11 protein-coding genes and 1 tRNA gene are annotated in these 12298 nt (G+C 60.6%); 6 read left to right on the top strand and 6 right to left on the bottom strand.

The window, feature by feature from the left end; translation table 11 throughout:
- Window positions 1-2: 2 nt before the first annotated feature.
- Entirely contained in the window at window positions 3-1463 is a 1461-nt protein-coding gene (locus tag SIB72_RS05560) for a phosphoglucomutase/phosphomannomutase family protein (protein WP_413744907.1), read from the bottom strand.
- 65 nt (window positions 1464-1528) lie between these two features.
- On the opposite strand from SIB72_RS05560, the gene SIB72_RS05565 reads away from it, so the two are divergent.
- Window positions 1529-3031, top strand: a complete 1503-nt coding sequence (locus tag SIB72_RS05565) for a TM0106 family RecB-like putative nuclease (protein WP_413744908.1) — start codon at window positions 1529-1531, stop codon at window positions 3029-3031.
- 66 nt (window positions 3032-3097) lie between these two features.
- On the opposite strand, the gene SIB72_RS05570 is transcribed toward SIB72_RS05565, so the two are convergent.
- The 3 genes from SIB72_RS05570 to pyrE form a co-directional block, all read right to left on the bottom strand.
- Complete coding sequence (locus SIB72_RS05570) at window positions 3098-3439, bottom strand: DUF805 domain-containing protein (protein WP_413744909.1); 342 nt, start codon at window positions 3437-3439, stop codon at window positions 3098-3100.
- Window positions 3440-3509: 70 nt separating this feature from the next.
- Window positions 3510-4367: a YgfZ/GcvT domain-containing protein gene (locus SIB72_RS05575; protein ID WP_413744910.1), complete on the bottom strand. Its 858-nt coding sequence runs from the start codon at window positions 4365-4367 to the stop codon at window positions 3510-3512.
- Window positions 4364-4921, bottom strand: coding sequence for an orotate phosphoribosyltransferase (pyrE, locus tag SIB72_RS05580; protein WP_413744911.1), 558 nt, complete (start codon window positions 4919-4921; stop codon window positions 4364-4366). The genes SIB72_RS05575 and pyrE overlap by 4 nt, the downstream gene beginning before the upstream one ends.
- A 59-nt stretch (window positions 4922-4980) precedes the next feature.
- Here pyrE and SIB72_RS05585 point away from each other — a divergent pair, with 59 nt between their 5' ends.
- From SIB72_RS05585 to SIB72_RS05600, 4 genes are all read left to right on the top strand, one after another.
- Window positions 4981-5520: an occludin/ELL family protein gene (locus tag SIB72_RS05585; protein ID WP_413744912.1), complete on the top strand. Its 540-nt coding sequence runs from the start codon at window positions 4981-4983 to the stop codon at window positions 5518-5520.
- Between the two features lie 13 nt (window positions 5521-5533).
- Window positions 5534-5606: transfer RNA gene (locus SIB72_RS05590), tRNA-Ile, on the top strand.
- 13 nt (window positions 5607-5619) lie between these two features.
- On the top strand, window positions 5620-6933 hold the full coding sequence (locus tag SIB72_RS05595; RefSeq protein ID WP_115119934.1) for a hemolysin family protein: 1314 nt from the start codon (window positions 5620-5622) through the stop codon (window positions 6931-6933).
- Between the two features lie 67 nt (window positions 6934-7000).
- On the top strand, window positions 7001-8005 hold the full coding sequence (locus SIB72_RS05600) for a Gfo/Idh/MocA family oxidoreductase (RefSeq protein ID WP_413744913.1): 1005 nt from the start codon (window positions 7001-7003) through the stop codon (window positions 8003-8005).
- Between the two features lie 15 nt (window positions 8006-8020).
- Here the strand turns inward: SIB72_RS05600 and SIB72_RS05605 are convergent, their stop codons facing one another.
- Entirely contained in the window at window positions 8021-11233 is a 3213-nt protein-coding gene (locus SIB72_RS05605; protein WP_413744914.1) for a glycoside hydrolase family 15 protein, read from the bottom strand.
- Between the two features lie 49 nt (window positions 11234-11282).
- On the opposite strand from SIB72_RS05605, the gene SIB72_RS05610 reads away from it, so the two are divergent.
- Window positions 11283-12017, top strand: coding sequence for a WecB/TagA/CpsF family glycosyltransferase (locus SIB72_RS05610; protein WP_413745055.1), 735 nt, complete (start codon window positions 11283-11285; stop codon window positions 12015-12017).
- 110 nt (window positions 12018-12127) lie between these two features.
- On the opposite strand, the gene SIB72_RS05615 is transcribed toward SIB72_RS05610, so the two are convergent.
- Entirely contained in the window at window positions 12128-12271 is a 144-nt protein-coding gene (locus SIB72_RS05615; protein ID WP_115015753.1) for a photosystem II reaction center protein K, read from the bottom strand.
- Between the last annotated feature and the right edge of the window lie 27 nt (window positions 12272-12298).

Genomic DNA, 12298 nt, shown 5'->3' on the forward strand with positions numbered 1-12298 from the left:
GTTCAGATCGCGGTGGCGAAGCTCTTGGCCCAGGCGAGCACCGTCTCGACTTGTTCGGAGCTGGGCGCTTCGCAGTACAGACGCAGCAGTGGTTCGGTGCCGGAGAATCGGAGCATGAGCCAGTGGCTGGGGCCGAGCCGCAGCTTCACGCCGTCGATGGTTATCACCTCTTGCACCGGGATGCCGGCAACCTCCTTGGGCGGGTTCTGCGACAGCAGTGTCTCGAGGCGGTGGCGGGAGGCCATGTCGGCCAGGCGCAGGTCCACCCGGTCGTAATGGCTGGCGCCACCGCAGCGATCCTGGAGCGACGTCACTCTGGCGCCCAGCGGTTTGCCCCCTTCGACAAGCGCTTCGAGCACCAGTAGGGCCGCAAACAGGGCATCCCGTTCAGGTAGATGCATGCCGAAGCCCACGCCACCCGATTCTTCGCCGCCGATCAACACCTCTCCGTTCAGCATCTGGGAGGCGATGTATTTGAAGCCCACAGGCAGTTCCAGTACCTCACGCTCAAGGTCTTCAGCGACTAGACGCATCAGGTCTGAACCGCTCACTGTTTTCACGACTGAGCCGGGAAGTTGCCGTGCACGCGCTAGATGGTCGATCAAGAGAGGCATCAGTTGTTGCGTACTGCAGAAGTGCCCCTGCTCATTAACGGCAGCAATGCGGTCGCCGTCGCCGTCAAATACCAGGCCCACAGCTGGAGAACCGCTCGCGCTCGTCTCCTTCACCGTGGCGATCAATTCCTGCAAATAAGAGGCGAGAGGCTCAGGTGGGTTGCCGCCGAACAGGGGGTCGCGGCTGCTGCGGATTTCACGGACTGGTCCATCCGGGCCACCGAGCAGCTCGGCCATACAGCCGGCGGCAGAGCCATGCATGGGATCAACAATGACCTTCAGGTTCATGGCATCAAGGCCGCGGCGGAGGCCATCAAGGTCGACTTTGGTTCGCAGCGATGCGAGATGCTCCGCTCTGGCGTCAAATCGCTCCGTATCACCTTGGCTGGCTGCGGTGATGCCTCCCGCCGCCAGGCGCTTCTCCACTGCTGTGGTGAAGTCACCCTCCACAGACCCTCCAAACGGGCCTTTGATCTTCAGTCCCAACCATTCCGGTGGGTTGTGGCTGGCAGTAATCACCAGTGCCCCGAGGGCTTGGCGTTCCACGACTGCCGAGCTGCAGGCCGGGGTGGGCACGGCGGTGGAGCTGAGTAGCGGTTTGAGGCCGCAGCCGCGTACTGCTGAGGCAATGGCCTCGGCCAGTTCTGGTGCAAGGAAGCGGCGGTCGTATCCGATCACCACCGTTTCACTCGCGTTACTAGGCGGAGCGCGATGCGCCAGTTCCTGAGCTGATGCGGCAGCAACCATCAGCAGGCGTTCCACAGTGATGTCGACCCCGAGGATCCCCCGCCATCCGTCGGTGCCGAACTGGATTGGCGAGGCAGCGAGAGGTAGGGGAGCTGAAGCCATGGACGGCTGGAGGGAAGCAGGCGTTCGATTCAGGATCTAGCAGCGGGCCGCCGTAACGTCGGGCGATGGGTGACACCCCTTTTGCTGACAAGCCACTCACTGATCGCCTGTTGCGCAGCTGGGTGCGTTGCCGGCGTCGGGCCTGGCTGGATCGGCATGGTGATTCCCACGCCAGGATCTACACCGCCCATCGCACCCTCCAGCTCGACGATCAACAACGCAGTTTTGTGGCGTTGCTGCCGAGGAAACCCGCAGCGGGGCTTTCCGGCTTGGCCGAGGGGGCTCCTGGTGTGGTGGGTGTGCGTTTGACAGGAGAGGGGCCCGATGGCCTTCCCCTGGAGGCGCATCCGCCGCTGCTGGAACGGGTGGCCGGGAGCAGTCGCTGGGGAGACTTCGCCTATCGCCCAGTGCTTGCTCGTCAGGGACGGAGGCTCACCCGTGAACATCGTCTCCCCCTTGCCCTGGGTGGACAATTGCTCGCGGATTTGCAGCAGTCGCCGGTGGGAGAGGCTCTCGCGGTTGCAGGAGCTGGGCGACGGTTGGAGAAGGAACGGCTACCCCTCAATGCAGCCCTTCAGCGCCAGTTGGATGAAGCATTGGTCAAGTTGGCGGCTGATTTACAGCGTTTGGATCCGCCTCCGCTAGCGGCCGATCGACGCAAATGCACACTCTGTAGCTGGAGAGGCCTCTGCAATGCCGAGGCAGCGTCCGAAGGTCATCTCAGCGAAGTGAGTGGAATCGGGGCGAAACGCCGCGAGATGCTCCAGGAGTTAGGGATCCATGGCCTCAAGGACTTGGCGGCGGCCGATCCTGCGGTGTTGGCCACTCAGCTCGAGCGCTACGGCGAACAGCACGGTGCGGTGGCACTTCCGTTGGTCGTCCAAGCCCGGGCCCAACGTGATGGTCTGGTGGAGCGACTTGATCAGGCTTCGAGTCTTCCCGAGCTGGCGATGGCGCCAGGGGTGCTGCTTTACGACATCGAGTCGGATCCCGATGCTCGCGATGACTTCCTGCATGGTTTTGTTTGTCTGCCGCGTGACCAGTCAGGCCGCTGGGACCTTGGTCGAGCCCGCTATCACCCACTTCTGGTGCTTCAGGAACATGGTGAGAAGCGTTCTTGGCTGAGGTTGCGCCGTTTGCTGGCTTCTTACGCCGACTGGCCGATTCTTCATTACGGCGAGACCGAATCGCTGGCTTTGAAACGCATGGCGCAGCGTCAGGGGGCTAGTGATCGCCAGTTAGAGAGCTATAAACATCGGTTAGTGGATGTGCATGCCCGGGTGCGGCATCACTGGCGATTACCGCTCAACAGTTATGGCCTTAAGTCCGTCGCCGCATGGCGCGGTTTTCAGTGGCGTCAACGCAGTGTGGACGGAGCCAGGGCGCTGCTGTGGTGGCGGCAGTGGCGGGGATCCGGCCCTCTCGATCGCGGACATCACCAAACCTTGCGCTGGATTTTTACTTACAACGAAGATGACTGCCTGGCGACATGGGCGGTGGCCTCATGGTTGTTGGAGCAAGACAACCATGAGGAGAGATCGGACGTCACCGGTGCGTCGGAGAGATGAAAAAAGGGGCTGTGGAGCCCCTTCGCATATTCAGTGGTCAATCTCTGTGGTCAAGCTGGGTTGGCGTCAGCCGACCACGCTGGGCTGCACCAGAAGATAAAGAAACCAGAAGCCGCCAATAAAGGGCACCAAGTTGATGAAAATCCAGACCCACTCCTTGCCGCTGTCGCGAAGACGGCGAACGGTGATTGAGAGGGACGGAAAGATTTGGGCAATGGCATAGATCATGGCCACGCCTAGGAGGATGCCATTTTCCGTGTTGGCGAAAATGGTGGTGCCGATGATCAGGAGGATCAAATAAATAATCGTGTCAAGCAGGGCGAACCACCAGTACTCAGATCGCGTTGCTTTGCCGCCGTAGGTGAAGGATTTCCGCCATGCAGTGGTGAACGCCTCAATCGGTCCCATGGATGTCGTTGGATTACTCGCCGGAACTATGGCGCTAGTCAGGAATTTTGTCTATTTTGAGACAAAAAAATTAGCTGGTTTGTGCACTCCCGCACTCTTGGAAGGCTGGCGGTTCCTGTAAGCGCACGGCTTGGCTTCCGGTCGATAGCTCAAGCGATGGCTGTTGTAAGGCGCCACGTCGAATTAAAGCCAGTCCTCGCCAGCTGCTGCCCTCTTGAACGGCAGAGGTGATGGTTCCTGCTCGATCGCCTTTGTGCAGAAGGGTGTCTCCGATTGCTGGGGAGGTGGCTAGGGCCTCGGAGGGTTGAACGGTCCAGCAACGCAGCTTTTGTTTCACGCCATCGCGGGATGCCAGCTTGGCGATGGTCTCCTGGCCGAGATAGCAGCCTTTATCCAGGCTCACCCAGTCGCCGAGGCCAAGCTCCAGAGGATTGGTGTCGCCGTTCAACTCCTGCTTGCTGAAGGGCAGCCCAAGGTTGAGACGCCAGTGCTCGAGTTGGTCTGGGTTGGCCAAATTCAGGCTCTCCCAATCTGAGGGTAGGGATGTGCCCTCAAGCCAGAGGACTTCCTGATCCCACTGTGGGGGTTGGTGTGCAGGGCAGAGTCGTTGCAGCCGCCGCCGTTGACCTGACTGGGTGATCTTGACGCGATCGGCGGGAAAGATCACTCGATCGAAGCCAGTGAGCAGGGCTTCTGCATCGCCGCAGAGAACCAACACATCGGCGCCCTCTGGATCGAGGCGCACCTCCAGGAGAGCTTGCACCCTGCCTGTAGCCGTGAGCCAGCAGCTGCGGATGAGCTGATGGTCGGGGGCCTGCTGAATCGCAGCACTGGTTTGTCCATGCAAGAACTGACGACTGCCGCCTCCTTTCAGGCGCAGAGAGGGGAAGCTGGCATCCCAGAGCAGTGCTTGTGCGCCATCGTTCATGGCTTCAGCTCCTTGGCACGGGCTGCGATTTCGCTCAGTTTGAACAAGCTGACCAATTCCAGCCCAGCGGCTTCCATGGCTTGTTGGCCGCCTTCTTCCCTGTCAACGATCGTGACCACCCGTGCCACGACATAGCCGGCTTGTTTGAGTTGATTCACCGCTTGAATCGACGATCCTCCGGTAGTCACCACGTCTTCCAGCACGGTGACCCGGGCGCCTGCGGGGGGTAAAGGACCTTCCAGCCATGCGCCGGTGCCATGGCCTTTGGCCTGCTTGCGCACAATCAAGGCATCCAAGCTGCGGCCAGCTTGAGCTGCAGCCATCGCCACTCCGCTCACCAATGGATCTGCCCCCAAGGTGAGTCCTCCAACGGCGACCGCGTCAGGCTCCACGCAAGCGAGCATGGCAGGGCTGAGTAGGGCTAGGCCAGTTCCACTCAGAGCAACTGGTTTGCAGTTCACGTAATGGTCACTGTTGCGGCCGGAGGCGAGCGTGAAGGCGCCATGGCGGTAGCACTCGGCTGCTAGTCGGTTCAACAGGTTGTCGCGGCTCATAGGGGGACTGGTCCGGGACGGATCTTCTGCCTAGTTTGCGCTCAGCTGGGTCCTGGGTTGTGTCGCGCCTTCTTCACTCTTCGCTTGTGTTGTTGGTGTTGGCTGTGACGAATCCTGCGCGACAGGTGGTCGCCCGTCCTGTGGTCTGTACCACCAGCCTTGAAGCGCCTACTGCCATACAAGCCTCCGGGCCTGCTCTGCCGGTAGAAATCACTCGCTGCGCGCCAGTGGAGCGTACGGACACGATGATGGATCGCCGTTTTTATACCTGGACTTCTCCCTTTGCCCGCGGCGTGGATGTGATCCATCAGGTCACAGACCTGCTCGGCATCGCAATGGCCGGTCCGGAGGGCAATCGCCTGATGGGTTTCGGATTCCCGGATCAAACGATCATCTGGGATGGCTCTGCTCTGCAAAACACCACAGAGTCCTTGTTGGAGGAGCAGAGCAAGCCGATTCCTTGGCGCACTGTCGATATCTCAAGTGGTTTTGATAGCAGCCTGGCTAGTGAGGAGGAAGTCACCACTGAGACGGTGATGGTGGACCTGGACCTCCTCCCCAGTGAAACCATTGGCCCCCCGGTGCGCGGCCTGTGGTAAATCCTCATGCCAAGGGGGTCTAGCAATCTGGTGAATGCAGCGAACTCATAATTCGCCTAAGGCGAGTTCGATCCTCGCGACCCCCATTCACCCCAACTGATGCGCATCCTGCTTCTGCTGGTTTTGTTGGTGATGCCTGCGTTCTTTGCAGCGGTCGAGGTATCTCTTCTGCGCTTGCGCACCAGTCGGGTTCGGGTGCTGGATGAGCAGGGCGTGGCAGGTGCTCATGCGGTGCATCGCCTGCAGCGCCGCATGCGGCGGGCCCTGCTGATGTGTCAGCTCGGAGCCACGCTCTCCCTGGTCGCTCTCGGCTGGGCCGGCAGTGGATTTGCGTGGCATTGGTGGCCTCAGCAGACGCTGCCAAGCCGGTGGTGGACTTTGGTCTGGTTCCTGTTCCTCACCCTCTTGGCCACGTTGGTGGCGGGCTTGTTGCCCCGTGCCTGGGTGCTTAGCCGTCCGGAACGGGCGGCGCTGATCTTGGCACCGGTTCTGGAGGCAGTGATGCGGGTGCTGAGGCCGATTCTCTCGCTTTTGGAGGCGTTGGCCTCCTTAGTGCTGAGACTGATGGGCCTGCCAGCGCGCTGGGATTCCCTCGGTTCACCGCTGACTGCGGGTGAATTGGAAACCCTGATCGAAAGTGGCGATGTCACCGGCCTGCGGCCGGACGAACGCAACATTCTTGAAGGGGTTTTCGCGTTGCGCGATACCCAGGTGCGGGAGGTGATGGTGCCTCGTTCGGGCATGGTCACGCTTCCTGTGGATGTGCGTTTTGCTGAGCTGATGGAGGCGGTGCACCGCACCCGTCATGCCCGCTTCCCGGTGATTGGCCAATCGCTTGATGACGTGCGGGGAGTCCTTGATCTGCGCTTGCTTGCCGAACCGATTGCTGGCGGGCTGCTGGATGAGGCTTCGCCACTCGAGCCTTACCTACTTCCTGCCGAACGTGTCCTCGAAACCAGCACCCTGGCGGAGCTGCTGGCCCTGATCCGTAATGGCCACCCCTTGCTTCTGGTGGTGGATGAACACGGTGGTACTGAGGGGCTGGTGACGGCAGCGGACCTCACCGGTGAGATCGTTGGGGAGGAGCCGGAGCCGGATTCGGAGATTCCGGATCTCCAGCCCTTGATGAACAGCCCTGGTAGCTGGCTGGTGGCTGGGGACTTGGAGATCTTTGAGCTCAATCGTCAGCTGGGACTTGAATTGCCCGAGGCCACGGAGCACCACACCCTTGCCGGTTTTTTGCTGGAGCGGCTGCAACACATCCCTGCAGAAGGAGAAGCACTGCGACATCACGGGCTGCAATTTGAGATCGTGGCGATGGACGGACCCCGCATTGGCCGTGTGTTGTTGATCTGCCCAGAAGGCTCTCCCACCGCTTCTGATGACCACAATCCTGAGATCTCCGATGCCTAACAGCTGTGTTCAGTTCGTCTGATCAAGAGCAATCAGGGATAATTGGCCGGATCCCTTTCGCCTGCCCATGACCGAACCAATGGTGCCGGTGAAGGTTGGTGTGATCGGAATTGGCAACATGGGCTGGCATCACGCTCGCGTGCTGAGCCTGCTCAAAGATGCTGAGCTCGTTGGGGTCGCCGACCCTGACCCCGACCGCGGCCAGCTGGCAAAAGAGCAGTTCGGCTGCGGTTGGTTTGCCGATTACCGCGAGATGCTCTCTGAGGTTGAGGCGGTTTGCATCGCTGTACCAACGCTGCTGCACCATGCCGTTGGCCTCGCCTGTCTCGATGCCGGCCTGCATGTGCTGATCGAGAAGCCGATTGCGGCGAGCCAAGAGGAGGCATCGGCCTTGATCGCTGCTGCCAGCAGGAACGGGCGTTTGCTGCAGGTGGGGCATATCGAGCGTTTCAACCCTGCCTTCCGCGAACTGATCAAGGTGGTTGCCAATGAGGAGGTGGTTGTTTTGGAGGCGCGTCGGCATAGTCCCCATGCCGACCGGGCCAACGATGTGTCGGTGGTTCTCGATCTGATGATCCATGATCTCGACCTGGTCTTAGAGCTTGCTCAGGCCCCTGTGGTCAGCCTCGCTGCCGCGGGTGGCCGCAGTGCTGAGGGCCCGATTGATTATGTGAACGCCACACTCGGTTTTGCGAACGGTGTGGTGGCGAGCCTCACGGCTAGCAAAATGAGTCATCGCAAAATCCGCAGCTTGAGTGCCCATTGCCGCGCAAGCCTTGTGGAGACTGACTTCCTCAATCACAACCTCCACATTCATCGCCGTGCCCACGAGTGGTACTCGGCTGACCATGGCGAGCTGTTGTATCGGAATGATGGTTTCATCGAGGAGGTGAGTACCACCTCCATCGAGCCCCTGTATGCCGAGCTTGAGCACTTCCTTCAGTGCGTGCGAGGCAGGGAAACGCCTGCTGTTGATGGTCAACAGGCATCCAGAGCCTTGAGGCTGGCGGATCTGATCGAGCATGCCGTTGAGCATCCAGGCATCGGTGTGCCTCTGAACGATCCGATCTGACCTCTTCCGCTCTGTTCAGACCAGGCCTTCCAGTTCCGCCAAGTCCCGAAGAGCAGCAATCTGCCAGTGGCGACACTGCGCTGGTGAGGCGCGATAGAACTGAGCCCATGCAGCCGCCTTGTGCTCGGAGTAACTGGCAACGTCTTGCTCGGGGTGGGTGAGTCCCCAGCCGACACGCACCGCATGTCCGATCACGACATCGAGAGCAATGTCATCGTCGAAGCGAACGTTTGGATTGGTGGCGGTGAAGGCCATCAGTGACAACAAGCATTCGCTGCAGAGTTGTCGGTATTCCGGTGCGCTGATTCTGCCGAGTAGATGCTCGATTTGAACGGCAAAATTTCGCTCGCCAGGTGTTTTCTCCAGTAGCAGTGCACTGGTCAGTCGATTGCGCCGTTCAAGCTTGTCGCCGATGACGAGGCCGCGGCAATGTTGCAGCAGTGACCAGATTCCTGCATGGAAGTCTTTGGGTACGCGCTGCAGTGATCCGAGTCGGATTCGATGCTGGAGCCAGTCTCCACCACTGGGTTGCTCTTCCATAGGGGCTGGGACGGCCCATTGCACCGTGCCGCTGAGATGAAGCTGTTCGTTGCGTTTCAACGATGCTCGGGCGTGCTCAAGGTCGCTGAGCACGGCCCGAAGGCGTAGCCCGATGGCGTGGGGAGGCTCGCTGCAGAGAGCCTCGAAGCCTTCGTCTTGGCTGCAGTGTCGTTCAGCGGCCAGTTCGGAGGTCAGCAGCAACAGCATTTGTCCCAGTTGCAGGGTGAGAGTGCCGCTCAGCAGCTGGGGTTGGCGTCTGGCCAGGCCATCCAGTGCCAGTAAAAGTTCTTGTTGCAGGCTGCTTTCGCGGGCATCACTGCCACAGGTACGGCGAATGAGCCCCGCAATTGTTCCACTGCCGACTGGGCGACTGAGGCTCGAGTCGGCGGTGTAGTTGCGCCCCACCACAACAGTTTTCTGGCGGGCAAGCAGGTCGATCAGTGCGTCCTCTAGCTGGGGGTGCACCAGACCGAGCACGCCCGCGCAGCGTCTGACCACATTCCAGTCTTGTTGTTGCAGACCTCGGCGATAGATCTCCTCCACCAGGGCAAGCAGTGTGACGCTGCTGCCCTGTGGTCCCTGTAGTTGGGCCCCATCGCCGAGACGAATGTTCAGCTGTTCGAGCACTTCGGCTTGCTCGCGCAGGGAGGCACTGCTCCAGAGGCGTTCGCATAGTTCGGCTGGAGAGATGTCATCGAGTTCTTGCTCCTGCGCGGCAGTGAGATCGCCCAGATCGGTTGAGTCCTGCAACAAGCGTGTCGGGTCAGTGCTCTGGTCATGGTCCGCAGGGTCAGCGCAGGTACCGCGCCGCTGATCCGATAAATCGACCCATTGGCCCTGACTGGCCAGGTCGTCAAGGTGTGCATAGTGCACGGCGATGCCATCGATTTCTCCAGTGCACAACCGTTCTGCGAGGGCCAGCACGGTCTCCGGTGCTCTTGAGAACACCGTTTCCGAGATTGGGATCACCAGCAGAGGAGCCCCTGCACCTCGCCAGTGACGCTGCAGGAGGTGGAGCTCGTTCAACACGGTTTCCACCAGATGATTTGGGTCATCCGTGAGATAGAACGTGTCCTCCTCCAGTACGGAGGGGGGGAAGACCATCTGGTTTTGCCCTTGCCGATAGAAACGGGCGGTGACCGCCGATTCCGTCCGTACCGGTGGATGACCAGTGAGACCGAGGCTTGGATTGGCACCGATTGGGCGCAGCCGTTGTTTGAGGGCTGCCGATGGCTGCACTGTTACCTCTCCTGAGCCTGTGTCAGACACTGGGAGGCCTCGACCTCTGAGGATGTTGGCCTGGTTGGAGTTGCTGGCCACCAGTGTCACCAACACCCGATCTGCGCCAAGCGCAGCCGGCAGCCTCCGCCCGCAGGGGTCTAGGTCTTCGGGCAGCAGCAGACCTGCCAGCAACATCTCCCCTAGCCAGGCGAGGCTTTGGGTCCACAACAGCGGCACGTTGGCGTTCGCGTGTCGCTGTTGACTTCCAGCTTGCCGACGTTCAGCGCTGAGAGCGTCCTTTGGCACCACATAGAGCTCTGGATAAAGCCGCTCGCCGTTGTGCTCGACGGCCAGCGGTTGGAGCCGCTGCTGCCATTGCCTGGCCTCATCCCAGCGTTCTTCACAGCAGGCGGTGATGAGTTCGTAGGCCAGGAACAGGGGCCATTCCGATTCGATCCCCTCAAAGGTGGCTAGTTCCTCCCGCTCGTAATGGAGACGGCTGATGTCTTCCACCACGGTCTGGTGACCATCACGGCGGAAGCGTTTGTAGCCATAGGGTCCGCCGAGATCACGGCGGATTCGGTCGCAGGTGCGGGCTACCAGCTGCCGGTCTTCGATCGCCCAGGCGGGGTAGCCCACCACAGAGAGGCAAGCACTATCAGATTCTTTGCTTGCCGACTCACGAGGGAGCAGCCCTTGCAGTGCGCGGCGCAGACGCACCAATGAACCCTGGGGGATCTGCACAACCACGCTGCCGTCACCGTTGGTGCCGAACAGATCGAGGGCCTCCAGGGCCTCCAGCGCCGCTTTGGCCATCCCGATCGAGCTGGCGTTGCGTTCGGGTAAGCCGTGATTGCCTTTGTCGCCGCGCTCCCAAATGCCGTAGTCGGGAATGCGGTAAGCCCTGGCGACGTAATACACCAGGTTTTGGATGAAGTCCGCTTCATGGCGGCTACGCACCACCGTCAGCCCGCTCCGGGTGAGTTGCGCCAGTTGGAGCAGAAACAGCGATGTGGCATCCAGTTGCAGGTGCCCCCAGCCGTTATCAGGTACCACCGTGTCACCGGTGGCTGTGTCGTACTTGGCGTGAAGGGCGTCAAGCGGATGGAGGCTTTTTTTGAAACGCTCAACTTTGTGGGCCTGGCGCATCATGGCGTTGAGCAGGCCCCGCATCAGTGCCAGAACCCGTTGCTCCAGCTCCCAGGAGCGTGCTGTGGCAACCCCCTCGAGGCGCCGGTGGGCGAGGGCCAGGCCCCAGACGCACTGGATGGAATAAACGCAGTCGCGGACCCAAGCATCGCCATAGTTGCCATGGACGGTGTGAGCGGTGCTTGCGGGCAGCAGACCGGTGACCGGATGCTGTCGGCTCAGGACCACCCGCTCAATTGATTGATCCAGGCTGTGGAGCAGCTGCCTTCGCTGCTTTTCTTGATTGAGATCGAAGGGGGTGGGTTGCGTCCGAACCATGACCTCCTGGCCGACCGGACCTAAATTCTCCTCTCTTGGCTCGACCTGGATGGGCACTGTCAATCTCGATCCTTCTGATCAACGCCGTTGCCATGTGCTGGGGATTGGGGTGGATGCCTGTGCAGACGTGCGTAGCGCTGCCATTGGCCTGCACGCTCGAGGAGGTGGTCAGATCGTGACCCTGAATGCTGAGATGACGATGTTGGCCAGGTCCAACCCCTCTCTGGGCGCTGCGATTGCTGATGCTGAGCTGGTGATTCCAGATGGTGCGGGAGTGGTTTGGGCTCTGGCTCGCCAGGGTGTCAAGGTGCGCCGCAGTCCCGGGATTGAGCTGGCTCGTGCCCTGCTCAGCGATGCCCAGAGTCATGGCTGGAGAGTGGCGCTGATCGGTGCCACTCCGGAGGTGATGGGCCGTCTGCGCGATTGTTTGGCCCGGGAACTGCCGGAGCTGCACGTTGTGATCGCAGAGCATGGTTACCAATCAGCTGCGGATTGGCCAAAACTGGAAGCCAATCTCAGGGCTCAGGCTCCGGACCTCGTGCTGCTTGCCCTCGGCGTACCGCGCCAAGAAACCTGGTCACAGCGGGTGCGTCAAGGGCAGCCTGGATTGTGGATGGGCGTAGGAGGCAGTTTTGATGTGTGGGCCGGAGTCAAGCAGAGGGCACCACAATGGATGAGCCGCTTCCAAGTGGAATGGCTTTATCGCTTGGTGCAGGAACCGAGTCGCTGGAGACGGATGTTGTCCCTGCCTGCCTTTGCATTTGCAGTGTTGCGTCGTCGTTGACTGGGCTTGCCAATCAATGCCGATCGCTGCACTCCAAATAAAACCTGTGCTCTACAAGGCTTCTGGGGCCTCGGAGAGGATCTCAAGTCTTCGTTCTGTTCGGGCCTTGATCAGCGGAAGCCCACGGAGGCCTGCCAAACGAAGGCGAGAAGCAGGAACAACAGAGGAATGATCGGCAGGATGTCGACCAGCGGACCGAAGGCCTGATAAGCCTCGGGCAGTTGGGCCAGCAGATCGAGTGTGGTGGCGGCCATCCCGGCGATGTAAAACGTCGTTCAGCG

Source organism: Synechococcus sp. MIT S9451 (genome assembly GCF_047304725.1).
In the GTDB taxonomy this organism is placed as follows: domain Bacteria; phylum Cyanobacteriota; class Cyanobacteriia; order PCC-6307; family Cyanobiaceae; genus Synechococcus_C.